We start from the raw sequence: 17,765 nt of genomic DNA, 5'->3' as shown, positions 1-17,765 counted from the left end.
GATATTTATGTCTTATCAATATGTTAATGTTGAAATCATCCAGAAAGTTGCGGTCATTGAGTTCAACTACACGCGCAAGCTCAATGCCCTGAGCAAGGTGTTTATCGACGATCTGATGCAGGCGCTAAGCGATCTCAACAAGCCGGAAATTCGCTGCGTTATTTTACGTGCCCCGAGCGGAGCAAAGGTATTCTCCGCAGGTCATGATATCCATGAGTTGCCCGCCGGGCGGCGCGATCCGCTTTCGTATGACGATCCGCTACGCCAAATCACCCGCATGATCCAAAAATACCCGAAGCCGGTGATCTCAATGGTTGAAGGCAGCGTCTGGGGCGGTGCGTTTGAGATGATCATGAGTTCCGATCTGATTATTTCTGCCAGCACCTCAACCTTCTCAATGACCCCGGTCAACCTCGGCGTACCGTACAACCTGGTCGGCATCCACAACCTTACCCGCGACGCAGGTTTCCATATCGTTAAAGAGCTGATTTTCACCGCCCTGCCGATTACCGCCCAGCGCGCACTGGCGGTCGGCATTCTCAACCACGTCGTGGAGGTTGAAGACCTGGAAGATTTCACCCTCCAGATGGCGCACCACATCTCGGAAAAAGCGCCGCTGGCCATTGCGGTAATAAAGGAAGAGCTGCGCGTGCTTGGCGAAGCGCACACCATGAATTCCGATGAGTTTGAGCGTATTCAGGGGATGCGCCGCGCCGTTTACGACAGTGAGGATTATCAGGAAGGCATGAGCGCGTTTATGGAAAAACGTAAACCTAATTTTGTCGGCCATTAAGGAGAGCAAAATGAAACGGATGAGCGCCGATGAAGCGGCGGAGATTATCCAGCACGACCAGATGGTTGCGTTCAGCGGGTTCACGCCCGCCGGTTCGCCCAAGGCCCTGCCTGCTGCCATTGCCCGCCGCGCCAGCGAACTGCATCAGGCGCAACAGCCTTTTCAGATTCGTTTGCTAACCGGGGCGTCAATTAGTGCAGCGGCGGATGATGCCCTATCAGAAGCCGACGCCGTCTCGTGGCGCGCTCCGTATCAGACCGCCTCCGGCCTGCGGCAAAAAATCAATCAGGGGAGAGTGAAATTTGTCGACCTGCACCTGAGCGAAGTGGCGCAGATGGTCAACTACGGCTTCTTTGGCGATATTGACGTTGCGGTGATCGAGGCTTCAGCCATTGCGCCGGATGGGCGAGTCTGGCTCTCCAGCGGGATCGGCAACGCGCCAACCTGGCTGCTGCGGGCGAAAAAAGTGATCATTGAGCTAAATCACTACCACAGCCCGCGAGTTGCTGAGTTGGCTGATATCGTGATCCCCGGCGCGCCGCCGCGTCGCAATAGCGTCTCTATTTTTCACACCATGGATCGCGTAGGCAGCCAGTACGTACAGATCGATCCGAAAAAGATTGTTGCGGTGGTGGAGACCGAGTTGCCCGATGCAGGTAACGCACTAGAGAAGAACAACCCTTTCTGCCAGCAAATCGCCGATAATGTAGTGACATTTTTGCTCAATGAGATGGCGCAGGGACGGATCCCGCCTGAGTTTCTGCCGCTACAAAGCGGGGTTGGCAATATCAACAACGCGGTGATGGCGCGGCTTGGCGAAAACCCGGATATTCCGCCGTTTACGATGTATTCAGAGGTTTTGCAGGAGTCGGTGGTACATCTGCTGGAAAGCGGAAAAATCACCGGGGCCAGCGCCTCAAGCCTGACGGTCTCCGCCGATTCGCTACGTAAGATTTACGACAATATGGACTTCTTCTCCAGCCGCATCGTACTGCGCCCGCAGGAGATCTCCAATAATCCGGAGATCATCCGCCGTTTGGGGGTTATCGCGCTGAACGTTGGGCTGGAGTTTGATATCTACGGCCACGCCAACTCCACCCACGTGGCCGGGGTGAATCTGATGAACGGCATCGGCGGCAGCGGCGATTTCGAGCGCAACGCGTATCTCTCCATTTTCATGGCACCGTCAATTGCCAGAGACGGGAAGATCTCGACGATTGTGCCGATGTGCAGCCATGTCGATCACAGCGAGCACAGTGTGAAAGTCATCATCACCGAGCAAGGGATCGCCGATCTGCGCGGGCTATCGCCGCTACAGCGGGCGCACACGATTATCGAAAATTGCGCGCATCCACTCTATCGAAACTATCTGCATCGCTATCTGGAAAATGCGCCCGGCGGGCATATCCATCACGACCTCCGTCACGCGTTCGATCTGCACCGTAACTTAATCGAGTACGGCTCGATGCTCGGTTAATTCGCCGTGCCGTCACGATCTTCAGTAATGTGCTGAAGCATCGTGGCGGTATAGCGATGGTTTTTCAGCGAGTAGAGATACTCCTGCATATACATTGGGCTACCGGGCGCGTCGAAGTACTTCAGCTTCGCCGGGTTCACCAGACGCCAGGCAAAATGCGGGATCACCGTCAGAAACTGTCCGCGCTCCACGGCGCTGATCTTGGCCATAAAGCTGTAAGGCCGATAGATGACCGTGGGATTAATTCCGCATGGGCGCATATAAGCATCCAGCATCGCCTCAAAATTCGCCCGGTTCTGGAAGCGCATTTGCAACCAGGGTAGCTCACGCAAAAGCTCTTGCGGTGGCTTATCTTCGTAACGACGGGAAACAAGAAACCCTAGCCGCAAAGGTGCAAGCTCGGTGATGGTCAGATTTTCTAGCTCCTGAACGCGAGCGGAAACGTGCTGTGGCGAGATAATAAAATCGAGCTGATGGTCAAACAGATTATCAATCACCCCATTTTCGCTGAACTCCACCGCCTGCGCGGTGATGCCATCGTATTTGTCGCCGAGGCTTATCAACTGATCAAAAATAATGGTGGGATACGTGTTGTCGATACCGATGACAATATTGCGCGAACGGTGCGTCGAGTGATGGATTTCGTTATCAATTGCCGATAAGCGCTGATAAATCGGAAACAGCTTCTGATAAAGCTCCTGCCCTGCCTTATTCAGGCTGATGCTGTTATCTTTGCGGGTAAACAGCGTATAGCCAATTTGATCCTCCAGCGCGGCGATGCTTTTGCCAAAGGGGGAAGCGGTCATATGTATTTTTTCCGCCGCTCTGGCGATGTTATTGGTCTGCGCCAACAGAATAAAATTGCGCATTTTTTTTGAAATAAAGATATCCATGTTTACCTCATCAAGGGACAGGGATATATCCTCACTTCATCAGGGGAAAGACTTTTGTCGTGCTCCCATTTTTACAGATAGTCACAGAAAAAACCCGGCACGAATGCCGGGTAACGGAATTACTGTGCCGCTTTTGGCTCTTCAGCGGGTTTCGCTGGCGCAGCGGGTGCTGGCGTAGGCTGGGTCGGTTGCAGTTCAAACACCACATCAACCTGGTCATCAAACTGAATCGTCGCCTGCTCATAGGTTTCCTGGGCAGAAACCGGTGCTGCATCGGCCTTCATCATCCGCACCATCGGGCTTGGCTGATAGTTAGAGACATGATAACGCACGCTATAGACTGGCCCCAGTTTACCGTGGAAGCCTGTCGCCAGCTCTTGCGCCTGATGAATGGCATCATCAATCGCCGCTTTACGCGCTTTGTCTTTGTAAGCATCCGGCTGCGCAACGCCCAACGACACGGAGCGAATTTCATTCAGACCGGCTTTTAACGCCCCATCCAACAGGCCGTTTAGCTTATCTAACTGACGCAGCGTGACCTCAACGGTACGCACTGCGCGGTAGCCCTTGAGAATGCTTTTGCCATTCTGATAATCATAATCAGGCTGGGTGCGCAGGTTGGCCGAGTTAATATCTTTTTTTCCAATGCCGCTCTTTTCCAGGAAGGAAAGATACTGAGCCACGCGCTCATCGGCCTGTTTCTTTGCCGATGCCGCGTCTTTCGCGGAAACGTTGACTTCAATCGCCAGGGTTGCGATATCGGGAACCGCAGCAACGCTGGCGGTGCCTGAAGTGACAATATGTGGGCCATTTGGCAATTCATTTGCCTGAGCTGCCATTACGCTAAATCCGAGTGCCGCCGCCAGGGCCATGACTTTTAACTTCACTGTCGTTTCTCCATCTTACATTGGTCGTCCATACACAGACGCATGCCTGCAAGCTTAGCGCGTACGCGCGGAAAGTCCATCGGACAAGGCTTAGTTAAGCAGCATCCGCACATGCGCCAGGCCGTCTTTCGCCAGCTGTAGCGCAATCACCCACATCACCAGGCCAACCAGCACGTTAATAATGCGCTGTGCCTTTGCCGTGCGCAGACGCGGGGCCAGCCAGGCAGCCAGCAGAGCCAGACCAAAAAACCATAAGAATGAAGCACTGATAGTGCCTAACGCGAACCAGCGCTTTGGCTCCATCGCTAACTGTCCGCCCAGGCTGCCGAGCACCACGAAAGTATCAAGATAAACGTGCGGGTTGAGCCAGGTCACCGCCAGCATTGTGACGATGATTTTCCAGCGTCCCTGCTTCATGACTTCCGCACTGGCCAGTTCCAGATTGCTGCTAAAAGCCGTTTTCAACGCACCGAAACCGTACCACAATAAAAAGGCCACGCCGCCCCAGGTTACCAACGCTAACAGCCACGGAGACTGCATCAACAGCGCGCTACCACCAAATATACCGGCGCAGATTAGCAGCAGATCGCTGATAGCGCATAGCAGCGCAATCATCAGATGGTACTGGCGGCGAATGCCCTGATTCATCACAAACGCATTTTGGGGTCCGAGAGGCAAAATCATTGCCGCCCCCAGGGAAAGCCCCTGAAAGTAATAAGATAACATGTTGAATTTTTCCGCTGAAGTCGTTAATGCGGCTGACTATAGCGCGATATCATTATTAGCGGAAATTGATATTATTAATCATTAATTAGAAAGGCTAATGATCAGGGATTTTCCAGGATTTTACTCTACAAACTAAAAAGGCTCACCATCAGGGACGGCGAGCCTTAATCGCTAAACCTGGCGTGAAAATTACTCCGCCGGGTCTTTTACCTGCTTCAAATTCACATCCATCTGCGGATACGGAAAGCTGATACCGTTAGCGTCGAAGTCACGCTTAATACGCTCCAGAACATCCCAATACACGTTTTGCAGATCGCTGCTTTTACTCCATACACGAATCACATAGTTTACCGATGAAGCACCCAGTTCATTCAGGCGCACGGTCATTTCGCGATCTTTAAGGATACGCTCATCTGATTCAATGATAGCCGTAATCAGTTGCTTCACTTTATCGATATCGGCATCGTAAGCCACGCCAATAATAAACTCGTTGCGACGTACTGGCTCGCGGGAGAAGTTAATGATATTCCCGGCAATGATTTTACCGTTCGGAACCACCACAATCTTGCCATCCGCGCTACGAAGTGTTGTGGAGAAAATCTGCACGTTCAGCACGGTACCCGCGATACCGCCAAGGTCAACGTATTCACCCGCACGGAATGGGCGGAATACGACCAGCAGAACACCAGCAGCAAGGTTAGACAGAGAGCCTTGTAGCGCCAGGCCGACGGCCAAACCGGCAGCACCGAGAACTGCGATGACTGAGGCAGTTTGCACGCCGACGCGACCCAAAGCAGCAATCAGCGTAAAGGCAATAACGGCGTAACGTACCAGCGCAGAAAGAAAATCGGCAACGGTGGCGTCAATATGTCGCGCCCGCATCAGGCGATTCACCGTATTGGACACAATCCGCGCCACGATCATACCAACAATGATAATCGCGATAGCCGCTACGATGTTGACGGCATAGCTCAGCAGTAATTCCTGATTGCGCACCAGCCACGAACTGGCGTTATTTATGCTATCGACAACGTTCAAATCTTCCATTTAACATTCCTTATGGATACCCGGACGGGAAATAAAAAACCAAACCTGAAATAACAGGTAGGTTAAGGGTAAACAAAAAGTGTACGTTTTGCCAAACTGATCACATTTATTTAGCAACATTTCATGTCGTTCAGATAATAAAAAAGCCCGCATTTCTGCGGGCTTCAGAGTAAGAAACAGCGTTTTCTTACAGAACGTCGATCGCGTTCAGTTCTTTAAATGCCTGCTCCAGACGTGCCACCATGGTCACCTGAGCAGCACGCAGCCATGCGCGCGGATCGTAGTATTTTTTGTTCGGCTGGTCTTCGCCTTTCGGGTTACCCAACTGGCCCTGCAGGTAAGCTTCGTTCGTTTTGTAGTAGCCCAGAATACCTTCCCAGGTCGCCCATTGGGTGTCGGTATCGATGTTCATTTTCACTACGCCGTAGCTTACGGAGTCTTTGATTTCCTGAGCAGAAGAACCGGAACCGCCGTGGAAGACGAAGTTCAGGCTGTTGTGCGGCAGGTTATGTTTCTTAGAAACATAGTCCTGAGAATCGCGCAGGATAGTCGGGGTCAGTACCACGTTACCCGGCTTATAAACGCCGTGTACGTTACCGAAGGAAGCCGCGATGGTGAAACGCGGGCTGATTTTGCTCAGCTCGGTGTAAGCGTAATCAACGTCTTCCGGCTGGGTGTACAGTGCAGAAGCGTCCATGTGGCTGTTATCCACACCGTCTTCTTCGCCACCGGTGCAACCCAGTTCGATTTCCAGAGTCATGTCCATTTTGGCCATACGAGCCAGGTATTTAGAACAGATCTCAATGTTTTCGTGCAGAGTTTCTTCAGACAGGTCAATCATGTGAGAAGAGAACAGCGGTTTGCCTGTAGCTGCGAAGTGTTTTTCACCCGCGTCCAGCAGACCGTCGATCCACGGCAGCAGTTTCTTAGCGCAGTGGTCAGTGTGCAGGATAACTGGAACACCGTAGTGCTCTGCCATCTGATGTACGTGATGCGCACCAGAGATAGCACCCAGGATTGCTGCGCCCTGAGGAACGTCAGTTTTCACGCCTTTGCCCGCGATGAACGCTGCGCCGCCGTTAGAGAACTGAACGATAACCGGAGAACGAACTTTTGCAGCAGCTTCCAGAACGGCGTTGATGGAATCAGTACCCACGCAGTTTACTGCTGGCAGAGCAAAGTTGTTTTCTTTAGCTACCTGGAACACTTTCTGAACGTCGTCGCCAGTGATGACGCCCGGTTTTACGAAATCAAAAATTTTAGACATGTTACGTAGTCCTGTATCTGTATCTTCGACCGTTGAAGAAGGTTCGCGAGCGTTTAAGCGCGCTGAAAAACAGGCGGGTCACCCCGCCTGAACTGAATTACTTCTTAGCGCGCTCTTCGAGCATAGCTACTGCTGGCAGGACTTTGCCTTCCACGAATTCGAGGAATGCGCCGCCGCCAGTGGAGATGTAGGAGATTTTGTCAGCAATGCCAAACAGGTCGATTGCTGCCAGGGTATCGCCGCCGCCTGCGATGGAGAAGGCTTCGCTATCAGCGATAGCGTTCGCAACGATTTCAGTACCTTTGCGGAAGTTCGGGAATTCAAACACGCCAACCGGACCATTCCACAGAATAGTTTTGGCATTTTTCAGGATTTCAGCCAGCTGCTGTGCAGAAGCGTCGCCCAGGTCCAGAATCTGTTCGTCATCTTTGATGTCGTTAACAGATTTCAGGGTTGCGGCTGCGGTTTCTGAGAACTCGGTTGCCACGCGCACATCAGTCGGGACCGGGATGTCGCAGGTTGTCAGCAGGCGCTTAGCTTCGTCAACCAGGTCTGCTTCGTACAGGGATTTACCGACATTGTGGCCTTGAGCGGCAACGAAGGTGTTAGCGATACCGCCACCCACGATCAACTGGTCAGCGATTTTTGACAGGGAATCCAGAACGGTCAGTTTAGTGGAAACTTTAGAACCACCAACGATAGCGACCATCGGGCGAGCTGGTTCTTTCAGCGCTTTGCCCAATGCATCCAGCTCTTCAGCCAGCAGCGGACCTGCGCAAGCCACGTCAGCAAATTTACCGATGCCGTGAGTAGAAGCTTGTGCACGGTGAGCGGTACCGAATGCATCCATTACGAATACGTCACACAGCGCAGCGTATTTTTTAGACAGCGCTTCGTCGTCTTTCTTTTCGCCTTTGTTGAAGCGAACGTTTTCCAGAACAACCAGTTCACCAGCGGCCACTTCAACGCCGTCCAGGTAATCTTTAACCAGACGTACCGGGTTAGACAGTTTGTCTTTCAGGTAGTTAACAACCGGCAGCAGAGAGAATTCTTCGTTGTACTCGCCTTCGGTAGGACGACCCAGGTGGGAAGTTACCATCACTTTCGCACCCTGTTTCAGGGCCAGTTCGATGGTCGGCAGAGAGGCACGGATACGCGCATCGCTGGTTACTTTCCCTTCTTTAACTGGTACGTTCAGATCCGCACGGATAAAAACGCGTTTACCAGCAAGATCCAGATCGGTCATCTTAATTACAGACATGGTGAATCCTCTCGTTGATTCTTGATAAAGTTTTGCAAGCGCTTACGCGCCTTACCTGAAACCTTGTGCGGCCATCGCTAACGTGGTGTCGAGCATCCGGTTAGCAAAGCCCCATTCGTTATCGCACCAGACCAGCGTTTTGATCAAATGCGCGCCGCTTACCCGCGTTTGCGTACCATCAACAATGGCGCTATGCGGATCGTGGTTGAAATCTATCGAGACTAACGGTAATTCCGTATAGTCAACTATACCATGAAATGTACCCTGTGCTGCTTTTTGCAGCAACTGGTTGACTTCACTTGCTTTTACTGGTTTCTTCACCGTCACGCTGAGGTCGATAGCCGTCACATTAATGGTCGGCACACGCACCGCAATCGCTTCGAAACGATCGTTAAACTGAGGGAAAAAACGCGTAATCCCCGCAGCAAGCTTAGTATCAACCGGGATAATCGACTGACTGGCTGCTCGAGTACGACGCAAATCCGGATGCCAGGAATCAATGACCTGCTGATCGTTCATTGATGAGTGGATCGTCGTTACCGTTCCTGACTCTATGCCGTAGGCATCATCTAACAGTTTAATGACCGGAATAATGCAGTTGGTCGTGCAGGAGGCGTTGGAGACGATACGGTGCTCGGCTCGCAGTTCATCATGATTGACGCCAAAAACAACCGTCGCGTCGAGATCGTTGCCGCCAGGATGTGAAAAGAGCACTTTCTTCGCGCCAGCCTGAAGATGGGCTTCGCCATGTTCACGGCTGCCGTAAACGCCCGTACAATCAAGCACCACATCCACCGCCAGCTCACGCCAGGGCAACGCCTCAAGGGAAGATTCATGCAGCAGGCGAATAGCATCATCGCCGACAAACAGCTGCTCTCTCTCCTGGCGTACATCCCAGGCAAAGCGCCCATGGCTGGTGTCATATTTCAACAAATGAGCGATGCCGGCAGCATCCGCCAGTTCATTGATTGCCACCACGGTGATTTCCGCACGACGCCCGGATTCATACAAAGCACGAACCACGTTACGCCCGATGCGACCGAAGCCATTAATCGCAATGCGTATGGTCATAGGTCTCCTGCAAGGCTGTCCATGAAATGAGGTGGCTGACAGAGTAATGCAGCTACGCTCTAAGGGAAACCTTACCTGTCGCAAACTGCGACTGATTGATTAATTGTCGAACATTTAGACGACTGAAACGCTTCAGCTAGAATAAGCGAAACAAGGAATAAAAGGAATGACTGTCCAGTTGAAGAAGCCATTTATCTGACTTACGTCACATTTTAAAAGGAATAGTTGCAACGCGAGTAACGAATAGCAAAGACGATGCGAGCGGACTTTTTGTCTTGTTGCTCTGACCACAGCGGAGCGTTGGGATGGTAAATTGCCGGAGACCATGATTCCTGGCGGCACTGTTCCCTTTATCTCAACTAAATACAAACAGGGCCGTTATCGCGGCCCTTTTTGCAACACTCGCCTGAGTCAAGGGCAGGCAATCTTATATGCACCGTCAGCCGTCATCTCTAACGTCAGGTTTGCAGCCCGGCTGTTTTCGAGCACACGGCGAACGTTCGGACCATCGGTACGCTCGTAAAACGCCTCGGCTTCAGCTTGCGACAGGCCTCCGGCCAGCTTGCGTCCAACCAGCCTATCCCGCAAAGCGTTGGCTGGCGCTTTAATAAACAGTGAAAAATCGCAAAACTCCGCGAGTACACGCCACTGCTCATCATCCAGCAGCAGCCAGTTGCCCTCAACGATAACAACGGGGGCATTTACATTAATGGCAGCTTCAACCGGGTCGTGTTTTTGCCGATCGTATTGCGGCCAGTCGCCCTCACCCTCGCGAATCTGGCGAAGATTTTTCGCCAGCTTGGTCACATCGAACGTTTCCGGTGCACCTTTCGAGCTACGTAACCCATGCTCTTCAAGCCAGGTGTTATAGCGATGAAAACCGTCCATCGGTAGCGTCTGGATGGGTGTCAAATGCGAGTCCTGACGCGCTAAAAACTCCCAAAACGTCGTGAGCGTCGATTTCCCTGTCCCTGGCGGCGCACTGAGGAAAATAATGGTCCGCCGGTTCGGCGTTAAAGCATGTAATCGGGTAAAACGGTGCAGTAAAGGTTTATGGACGTTCTCAATTTCGTCATCACTGTACCGGGCATCAACATTCAGCCCATTAATACTCAGCGTTATATTCACGGCGTTAATTCCTTTAATATCGTCGTTATCGCCAACGCCAGCGCGGTTTTCACCATATTAATGAAGCGAATTTCTGACCACGCAGAGAAATCAGCAAACTTCATTGATTTCAACGCGCCATATAATGCGGTGTTATTCGTAATGCTATTTACATTACAAATAAAATCCCAGGTCAACTCGTCCGCAAATCCGGGAAGATCGCATTGTTCAGTCAGATACTGATAAAACTGCGAAAAGTGGGTGATATCGGCATAGAGCCATTTGTCCATTTTCCCCAGCGCATATATCAGTCGTAACGCCACATCAATATCGTCAAGCGGGCCGCTTTGCGCGAGTAACGGCTTCACTGCATATTCCACGATCTCTTCATCATTATTAACGAACAACGAGGGCAGAAAACGCTTGATGGCCTGCAACAAGAGGGTATTTGCAGTCGCCATAAAGGAGAGTAAATCTTGCTGAGCGTCCAATTGCTCCAGCACGTCATCTTCTGTTAGCGTCGTCATTCGTTTCTCGATAAATCACCAGGAATGCAGAGAGTCTACTATATTACACGTTTGGTCTATGCCACTGATTAGGATTGTTTGTGTGCGAATTCCGCCCGCGCTGCGTTGAATTCCACGCAGCAGATCTCCACCCGTGACGCCGGTTGCAGCGAACAGAACATCGCGGTGGCTCACGATATCATCAAGCCGGTACACATGGTTGACCTTAACGCCCATCTCATCGCAACGGCTGCGCTCTTTCAGCGCTATCTGCTGGTGCTCAGGCGAGTCGCCTTTCGCCTCACAAAAGTCGATAAGTTCCGCCTGCATATCCCCACCCAGAGCGGTCACCGCGCATGCAGATATCACCCCTTCCGGCGCGCCGCCAATGGTGAACATCACATCGTAAGCATTGTCCGCCATGCAGGTCTGCACGCTGGCGGCGACATCACCATCCGGCAAAGCAAAAACTTTCACCCCAAGGCTTCTTGCCTCATCAATAGCGGGCCGTAATCGCGGTTTATCCAGCGTGACCATGCGCAACGCCGTCAGAGGCTTGTCCAGCGCCTTTGCCACGCTATATAAGTTCTCGCTTAACGAATGCCGCAGATTAATCGCCCCTTTCGCCCGGCGGTCCACAACCATCTTTTTCATATACATATCAGGAGCATGCAGCAGCGAACCCGCTGGCGCAAAAGCCATGACCGCCAGCGCATTACTTTGCCCCATCGCAACCATTCGGGTTCCTTCTATTGGATCGACGGCAATATCAGTAGCCAACCCCTCGCCACGTCCAACCTGCTCGCCAATCCACAACATGGGAGCATGGTCGATTTCCCCCTCTCCGATGACGATCCGCCCCTGAAAATTAAGCTCATTGAGCGCCTGCCGCATTGCGCTTACCGCCAGGCCATCAATTTTGTTTTTATCCCCGCACCCCGTTTCGGGCCAGGCAGCAAGCGCTGCCTGTTCCGTAGTGCGTAGCAGCGGCCACGCCAGTGACATCATTCCGTTACCTCGCCAATATCAACGCCAAAGTGCGCCAGAAGATACTTCTCGGCCTGCTCATTCCAGATCCCGTGCGTCTCTTCTACCAGTTTCGCCAGCTGCTTAAACAGCGGGTCGGTTTTACCTTTCTCAGCAAAATCAGTAATCGCCGTTAGCGGCATCGTCACGCCGTTATAAATCAGCTTTTTGCCGCCAGGTATGTTGGGCAGATTAAGCACCGTGTCCGGCACCGCATCCAGGCCGCCAATATGCGTCACCATAAATGAAGGCTGTAGTTGTCCAGTTGCGCTCAGGGCGATCGCTTCAAGCATGTCATCCGTTGAGCCGCCGGAGGTCCCTACGACATGGGTGCTGTTGTAATGCACGTTGTAGAAGTTAAACGGGACTTTAAAGTTTTTATCCGTAGGACCGGCAAAGAAGTTCAGGCATCCATCTTCTGCCAGCAGATCGTCCGCCATTTCCACGATAGCGGGAACGGCAGCATAGACGAAGACATCGTCAAATCCTTCGTCATTCGTCAGCGCCCGCAGCGCCTGTACCGGATCCGCAACATCCCGCGTATTGACGTAAACCAGCTCAATTCCTTTACTGGCAGCCAGTTCTACCGGCAGGAGTTTTTGCGCCTGCGCCAGGCGCTTTTCATCAATATCAACCACTACCACCCGCGCCGGGGCAATGTTGCCGTTGATAGCATAATCTATCGCGCCAATGCCCATCGGCCCGGCACATGCCAGCAGCGCCAGATTGCCGCCAGGCTTAATTCCCATCCGATGCTCATAGACATAAGGCGTGGTATGGAAATTGGCGTTATATGCGCCAATAATGCAACACATAGGTTCAGCCAGCGACGCGGCGGCAAAATAAGAACCGTGATATGGCAGTACGCATCCCAGATTAATAGCCACCTCAGGGATAATCATATAGGTTGCGTTACCGCCGAAGTATTCATAGCTATAACCTGCTGAATATCCGCTGGGTAGTCCCATTGCCGGTTGCAAAACAAATCGCTGTCCTTTTTTATATTTGCCAGTGAGATTTTTACCCACTTCGACAATAATTCCTGCACATTCATGACCGGTAATAACCGGATGATTTTCTAAATCATCGGGAACGCGCTTATGTTCGCTACCTAAAGCGGCGGCCTTCCAGGTAGATAAGCACACGCTATCGGAGATTACGCTCACCAACAGTTCATTATCGGTAATTTGCGGAAGTTCGAATTCACGAATACGGACATCCTGCTTGCCATAAATAGCGGCAACTTTGGTTTTCATATTAACTCCGTAAATTAATGAGCAATCAGGCGCTGAGGTTTTTAAACAACTCGTCCAGGTGCGGATCGCCGATATAGTTTTTAATCAGGATTAAAGGTTTATCACTGACGCGTTTAACACGGCCTTCCAGGCTGGCATGAGTGACGATAATATCCGCATCATCCGGTACATTTTCGATGGCATAGTGGGTGACGGTAATAGCCAGCCCTGCTTTTTCCAGACGTTTACGGAAAGTTGTTGCGCCCATCGCGCTGGAGCCCATACCCGCATCGCAAACGAAAGCGACGCGTTTAACTTGCTTGTAAGAAAAAGAACCTTCGCGTTTCATCGCTTTTACCGCTTTAGCAGATTCGCTAAATGTATCTTCTTTTTCGACTTCGATGCTTTTATCCATCTTCAGAATAAAAGAAGTCATGATAAAGGTCACCAGAGCTCCCGCCGTTACGCCCGCGATGGTGGCGATAAACGACCCTTTCGGTGTTAATGCCAGGTAGGCGAAGATTGAGCCAGGACTCGGTCCGGCAACCAGGCCGCCACCTAATAAATTAAAGACCCAGGTACCGGTCATTCCACCGCCGATCATGGCAATCAGAGTTAGCGGCTTCATCAACACATAAGGGAAATAGAGCTCATGGATACCGCCAAGGAAATGGATAATCATGGCGCCCGGAACGGACTTCTTACTCATGCCTTTACCAAAGATGGCAAACCCGAGCAGCAGGCCCAGCCCTGGGCCGGGGTTAGAGGCCACCATAAAGAAGATCGATTTTCCGGTCTCAGCAGCCTGTTGCATACCCAGCGGATAATAGACACCCTGATCGATAGCATTGTTCAGAAAGAGGATTTTTGCGGGTTCGTTGATAACCGATAACAGCGGCAGATATCCTGCATGTACCAGTGCTTCAATGCATTCCTTCACAAAATTGTTGGCGACAAGAACTGCCGGGCCGATAACCTCAAATCCCAGCAGGCACAAGATCATGCCAGCGATACCGAGAGAGAAGTTATTTATGACCATTTCGAAACCGGCAGGAATACGTTTTTCCAGCAGGCGGTCAATATGCTTAATCACCAGGCCACCGAGCGGGCCCATGATCATGGAACCAAGGAACATAGGAATATCAGCGCCAACAATCACGCCAATGGAACCAATGCCGCCCATTACCGCTCCGCGCTTGCCGCCAACCAGGTGACCACCGGTTGAGCCAATCATTACCGGTAATAAATAGGTGATCATCGGACCGACAATTTTGGCAAAATGCTCATTGGGCATCCAGCCAGTAGGAATAAATAATGCGGTAATAAACCCCCAGGCAATAAATGCGCCGATATTGGGGATGACCATGGCAGTCAAAAACCCACCAAAAGCCTGGACCTTTGCACGAGCAGACTTGTTTTCCATATTAATATCCTGAAAGGAGGGAGTAGATTATGCGCGGGAGATAATATCCGCTAATTGTTTCTCAGATTTAGCCGCCAACAATGCAGCCAGGTTTTCCTCTTCACACAATAATTCACTTAATGCCTGAATCGCACCAATATGCGAATCTGAATCGGCAGCAGACAGCCCAATTAATAATTTAATCGGCTCATTGTCCTCACCAAAGCTGACATGGTTTCGCAATAGCGTTAATGACATCCCTGTTTTTAACGCGCCGTATTCAGGACGCGCATGGGGCATTGCCACTTCGGGAGCCAGAATATAATAAGGCCCGTTAGTTAACGTAGAGTCTTTAATTGCCTGAACATATTGCGGGCTAACATAATGATTAGACAATAAAGCTGACATTGAAAAATCAACCGCTTCTTGCCAGCTTGATGCTGAATTCTTTATCGATATTGATGCTTCTGGAAAATAATCAATCAGTCGCATAGGTCATCCTTTTATTTTATTTCTAGGGTACAGCTTATCGTTAAAAACAAAATACTCGGGAGGCACAGTGAAATCAATAAGCGACAAAAGAGATGCGAACTGGCTGAAGGTTTTTACGAAATGAACAAAAACAACAAGTTGATAATTAAAAAAATAAAATCAACTCTATGTTTGTGATTTAAATTGCAAATATGAAAAATCACTAAATTAACGTTTTGTGAAGCATGTCACTATTAATGACTTGATGACAACTAACAAAAAAAGCTAGCACTGTCTCAATCAAAAGAAACGGGCCGCCTGAGCGACCCGTTTATTATCATAAAAATGATTACAGCAGCGCTTTCGCTTTGGCGACTACGTTGTCAACGGTGAAGCCAAACTCTTCAAACAGCAGCTCAGCCGGAGCAGATTCGCCGAAGGTAGTCATGCCGACGATAGCGCCGTTCAGGCCCACGTATTTGAACCAGTAGTCAGCGATACCCGCTTCAACTGCTACGCGAGCAGAGACTGCTTTCGGCAGCACCGCTTCACGGTAAGCCGCATCCTGCTTGTCGAATGCGTCAGTGGACGGCATGGAAACCACGCGCGCCTTCACGCCTTCGGCAGTCAGTTTTTCGTAAGCAGCTACCGCCAGCTCAACTTCTGAACCGGTGGCGATGAAAATCAGCTCTGGCTGGCCAGCGCAATCTTTCAGCACGTAACCGCCGCGGGCGACGTTCGCCAGCTGCTCTTCGGTACGATCCTGCTGCGCCAGGTTCTGACGGGAGAGGATCAGCGCGGTCGGGCCGTCCTGACGCTCAACGCCGTATTTCCACGCGATAGCGGATTCAACCTGGTCACACGGACGCCATGTGGACATGTTCGGGGTCACGCGCAGGGAAGCAACCTGCTCAACCGGCTGGTGAGTCGGGCCATCTTCGCCCAGACCGATGGAGTCGTGGGTATAGACCATCACCTGACGCTGCTTCATGAGAGCCGCCATACGCACCGCGTTACGGGCGTATTCGACGAACATCAGGAAGGTGGAGGTGTACGGCAGGAAACCGCCGTGCAGCGAGATACCGTTGGCAATCGCGGTCATGCCGAATTCGCGCACACCGTAGTGGATGTAGTTACCGGCGGTGTCTTCGTTGATGGCTTTAGAGCCGGACCAGATGGTCAGGTTAGACGGTGCCAGGTCAGCGGAGCCGCCGAGGAATTCAGGCAGCAACGGACCGAAAGCTTCGATCGCATTCTGGGATGCTTTACGGCTGGCGATTTTCGCCGGATTCGCCTGCAGCTTAGCGATGAACTCATTCGCTTTCGCATCGAAGTCAGACGGCATATCGCCTTTCATACGACGGGTGAATTCTGCCGCTTCCTGCGGGAAGGCTTTGGCGTAGGCCGCGAACTTCTCGTTCCAGGAGGCTTCTTTCGCCTGACCGGCTTCTTTCGCATCCCATTGAGCATAGATATCAGACGGGATTTCAAAGGCCGGGTGTTTCCAGCCCAAAGCTTCGCGGGTCAGCGCGATTTCCGCGTCGCCCAGCGGCGCGCCGTGGGAGTCGTGAGTGCCCTGTTTGTTCGGGGAACCAAAACCGATGATGGTTTTGCACATCAGCAGAGACGGTTTGTCGGTAACTGCACGCGCTTCTTCCACTGCACGTTTAATCGAGTCAGCATCGTGACCGTCCACACCACGAACAACGTGCCAGCCATAGGCTTCAAAACGCTTCGCGGTGTCGTCGGTGAACCAGCCTTCAACGTGACCGTCGATGGAGATGCCGTTATCGTCGTAGAACGCCACCAGCTTGCCCAGTTTCAGGGTACCGGCCAGGGAGCATACCTCGTGAGAGATACCTTCCATCATGCAGCCGTCGCCCATGAAGGCGTAAGTGAAGTGGTCAACAATGTCGTGGCCCGGACGGTTAAACTGCGCCGCCAGCGTTTTCTCCGCAATCGCCATACCCACCGCATTGGCAATCCCCTGACCCAGCGGACCGGTAGTGGTTTCAACACCCGCGGTGTAACCCACTTCCGGGTGACCCGGCGTTTTAGAGTGCAGTTGGCGGAAGTTTTTCAGCTCTTCAATCGGCAGATCATAACCGGTGAGGTGCAGCAGGCTATAGATCAGCATAGAGCCGTGACCGTTGGACAGCACAAAGCGGTCGCGGTCAGCCCATAATGGGTTCTGCGGGTTATGGTTCAGGAAATCACGCCACAGGACTTCAGCAATGTCAGCCATACCCATCGGGGCACCCGGGTGACCGGATTTGGCTTTCTGTACTGCGTCCATGCTCAGCGCACGAATAGCGTTGGCAAGCTCTTTACGTGAGGACATTTTGACTCCAGATCGGATAATGAAGGCCATGCCCGCAACGACTTGACGACAGCGCGTTTTGGGCTACGCCGGAAAAAAGTGTGAACAATGTAACCTAAGCGGCAAAACATGTACATGGAGCATCCTTTTGCCGCTTAAGAAATCTCTGGAACACGTTATGCTGCACCGTAATCCTCTCGCCCGCATACTGAGATAGTATTTATAATTTGTATAGGATACGGCAGGCCTGCTATCGCCGTTTTTTCGGATAAATAA

16 protein-coding genes and 1 pseudogene are annotated in these 17,765 nt (G+C 51.7%); 3 read left to right on the top strand and 14 right to left on the bottom strand.

Annotation, left to right across the window (positions count from 1 at the left end):
* Nucleotides 1-7 precede the first annotated feature (7 nt).
* Both scpB and AC07P6_RS04540 read left to right on the top strand, forming a co-directional pair.
* On the top strand, nt 8-793 hold the full coding sequence (gene scpB / locus AC07P6_RS04545; protein WP_304253531.1) for a methylmalonyl-CoA decarboxylase: 786 nt from the start codon (nt 8-10) through the stop codon (nt 791-793).
* A 10-nt stretch (nt 794-803) separates the two neighbouring features.
* On the top strand, nt 804-2,270 hold the full coding sequence (locus tag AC07P6_RS04540; protein WP_478315736.1) for an acetyl-CoA hydrolase/transferase family protein: 1,467 nt from the start codon (nt 804-806) through the stop codon (nt 2,268-2,270).
* Here AC07P6_RS04540 and srsR read toward each other — a convergent pair.
* The 7 genes from srsR to epd all read right to left on the bottom strand — a co-directional run bounded on the left by srsR (nt 2,267) and on the right by epd (nt 9,422).
* Nucleotides 2,267-3,163 carry a LysR family transcriptional regulator SrsR gene (gene srsR / locus AC07P6_RS04535; RefSeq protein ID WP_478315735.1) on the bottom strand — a complete coding sequence of 299 codons (897 nt, stop codon included), beginning with the start codon at nt 3,161-3,163 and terminating at the stop codon, nt 2,267-2,269. The genes AC07P6_RS04540 and srsR overlap by 4 nt on opposite strands.
* A gap of 119 nt (nt 3,164-3,282) precedes the next feature.
* Nucleotides 3,283-4,050: an oxidative stress defense protein gene (locus AC07P6_RS04530; RefSeq protein WP_182234896.1), complete on the bottom strand. Its 768-nt coding sequence runs from the start codon at nt 4,048-4,050 to the stop codon at nt 3,283-3,285.
* A 90-nt stretch (nt 4,051-4,140) separates the two neighbouring features.
* Nucleotides 4,141-4,776, bottom strand: a complete 636-nt coding sequence (gene argO / locus AC07P6_RS04525; protein ID WP_478315734.1) for an arginine exporter ArgO — start codon at nt 4,774-4,776, stop codon at nt 4,141-4,143.
* Nucleotides 4,777-4,965: 189 nt separating this feature from the next.
* On the bottom strand, nt 4,966-5,823 hold the full coding sequence (mscS, locus tag AC07P6_RS04520; protein ID WP_110276739.1) for a small-conductance mechanosensitive channel MscS: 858 nt from the start codon (nt 5,821-5,823) through the stop codon (nt 4,966-4,968).
* Nucleotides 5,824-6,010: 187 nt separating this feature from the next.
* Nucleotides 6,011-7,090: a class II fructose-bisphosphate aldolase gene (gene fbaA, locus AC07P6_RS04515; protein ID WP_112216558.1), complete on the bottom strand. Its 1,080-nt coding sequence runs from the start codon at nt 7,088-7,090 to the stop codon at nt 6,011-6,013.
* Nucleotides 7,091-7,187: 97 nt separating this feature from the next.
* Nucleotides 7,188-8,351, bottom strand: a complete 1,164-nt coding sequence (gene pgk / locus AC07P6_RS04510) for a phosphoglycerate kinase (protein ID WP_110276741.1) — start codon at nt 8,349-8,351, stop codon at nt 7,188-7,190.
* A 51-nt stretch (nt 8,352-8,402) separates the two neighbouring features.
* On the bottom strand, nt 8,403-9,422 hold the full coding sequence (gene epd, locus AC07P6_RS04505; RefSeq protein ID WP_182234900.1) for an erythrose-4-phosphate dehydrogenase: 1,020 nt from the start codon (nt 9,420-9,422) through the stop codon (nt 8,403-8,405).
* A gap of 274 nt (nt 9,423-9,696) precedes the next feature.
* On the opposite strand from epd, the pseudogene AC07P6_RS04500 reads away from it, so the two are divergent.
* A pseudogene (locus tag AC07P6_RS04500) lies at nt 9,697-9,786 on the top strand (prohibitin family protein); the annotation flags it as partial.
* 47 nt (nt 9,787-9,833) lie between these two features.
* Here AC07P6_RS04500 and AC07P6_RS04495 read toward each other — a convergent pair.
* The 7 genes from AC07P6_RS04495 to tkt form a co-directional block, all read right to left on the bottom strand.
* A complete protein-coding gene (locus AC07P6_RS04495; RefSeq protein ID WP_434661552.1) occupies nt 9,834-10,550 on the bottom strand; it encodes a nucleoside/nucleotide kinase family protein in 717 nt (238 codons plus the stop codon).
* Nucleotides 10,547-11,056 (bottom strand): MltR family transcriptional regulator, encoded by a 510-nt coding sequence (locus AC07P6_RS04490; protein ID WP_112216562.1) that lies wholly within the window; start codon nt 11,054-11,056, stop codon nt 10,547-10,549. The genes AC07P6_RS04495 and AC07P6_RS04490 overlap by 4 nt, the downstream gene beginning before the upstream one ends.
* A gap of 15 nt (nt 11,057-11,071) precedes the next feature.
* A complete protein-coding gene (gene glpX, locus AC07P6_RS04485; RefSeq protein ID WP_478315733.1) occupies nt 11,072-12,043 on the bottom strand; it encodes a class II fructose-bisphosphatase in 972 nt (323 codons plus the stop codon).
* The gene (locus AC07P6_RS04480; RefSeq protein ID WP_182234904.1) at nt 12,040-13,317 is read right to left on the bottom strand and encodes a zinc-binding dehydrogenase; all 1,278 of its coding nucleotides are present in this window, start codon (nt 13,315-13,317) and stop codon (nt 12,040-12,042) included. The genes glpX and AC07P6_RS04480 overlap by 4 nt, the downstream gene beginning before the upstream one ends.
* Before the next feature lie 25 nt (nt 13,318-13,342).
* The gene (locus AC07P6_RS04475; RefSeq protein WP_478315732.1) at nt 13,343-14,719 is read right to left on the bottom strand and encodes a PTS mannitol transporter subunit IIBC; all 1,377 of its coding nucleotides are present in this window, start codon (nt 14,717-14,719) and stop codon (nt 13,343-13,345) included.
* A gap of 27 nt (nt 14,720-14,746) precedes the next feature.
* Entirely contained in the window at nt 14,747-15,190 is a 444-nt protein-coding gene (gene cmtB, locus AC07P6_RS04470) for a PTS mannitol transporter subunit IIA (protein ID WP_304253544.1), read from the bottom strand.
* Between the two features lie 328 nt (nt 15,191-15,518).
* The gene (tkt, locus tag AC07P6_RS04465) at nt 15,519-17,510 is read right to left on the bottom strand and encodes a transketolase (RefSeq protein WP_478315731.1); all 1,992 of its coding nucleotides are present in this window, start codon (nt 17,508-17,510) and stop codon (nt 15,519-15,521) included.
* Between the last annotated feature and the right edge of the window lie 255 nt (nt 17,511-17,765).

Source organism: Klebsiella sp. GFKo11, from assembly GCF_056490265.1.
Note: the sequence above shows the minus strand (reverse complement) of the source record. Positions and strands in the feature narration are given on the sequence as shown.

What these genes read in the sequence shown, in the direction of transcription:
- mscS (WP_110276739.1), bottom strand. Translation starts at nt 5,823, where the DNA reads ATGGAAGATTTGAACGTTGTCGATAGCATAAATAACGCCAGTTCGTGG.
- argO (WP_478315734.1), bottom strand. Translation starts at nt 4,776, where the DNA reads ATGTTATCTTATTACTTTCAGGGGCTTTCCCTGGGGGCGGCAATGATT.
- AC07P6_RS04475 (WP_478315732.1), bottom strand. Translation starts at nt 14,719, where the DNA reads ATGGAAAACAAGTCTGCTCGTGCAAAGGTCCAGGCTTTTGGTGGGTTT.
- tkt (WP_478315731.1), bottom strand. Translation starts at nt 17,510, where the DNA reads ATGTCCTCACGTAAAGAGCTTGCCAACGCTATTCGTGCGCTGAGCATG.
- fbaA (WP_112216558.1), bottom strand. Translation starts at nt 7,090, where the DNA reads ATGTCTAAAATTTTTGATTTCGTAAAACCGGGCGTCATCACTGGCGAC.
- cmtB (WP_304253544.1), bottom strand. Translation starts at nt 15,190, where the DNA reads ATGCGACTGATTGATTATTTTCCAGAAGCATCAATATCGATAAAGAAT.
- AC07P6_RS04490 (WP_112216562.1), bottom strand. Translation starts at nt 11,056, where the DNA reads ATGACGACGCTAACAGAAGATGACGTGCTGGAGCAATTGGACGCTCAG.
- AC07P6_RS04540 (WP_478315736.1), top strand. Translation starts at nt 804, where the DNA reads ATGAAACGGATGAGCGCCGATGAAGCGGCGGAGATTATCCAGCACGAC.
- scpB (WP_304253531.1), top strand. Translation starts at nt 8, where the DNA reads ATGTCTTATCAATATGTTAATGTTGAAATCATCCAGAAAGTTGCGGTC.
- pgk (WP_110276741.1), bottom strand. Translation starts at nt 8,351, where the DNA reads ATGTCTGTAATTAAGATGACCGATCTGGATCTTGCTGGTAAACGCGTT.
- glpX (WP_478315733.1), bottom strand. Translation starts at nt 12,043, where the DNA reads ATGATGTCACTGGCGTGGCCGCTGCTACGCACTACGGAACAGGCAGCG.
- srsR (WP_478315735.1), bottom strand. Translation starts at nt 3,163, where the DNA reads ATGGATATCTTTATTTCAAAAAAAATGCGCAATTTTATTCTGTTGGCG.
- epd (WP_182234900.1), bottom strand. Translation starts at nt 9,422, where the DNA reads ATGACCATACGCATTGCGATTAATGGCTTCGGTCGCATCGGGCGTAAC.
- AC07P6_RS04480 (WP_182234904.1), bottom strand. Translation starts at nt 13,317, where the DNA reads ATGAAAACCAAAGTTGCCGCTATTTATGGCAAGCAGGATGTCCGTATT.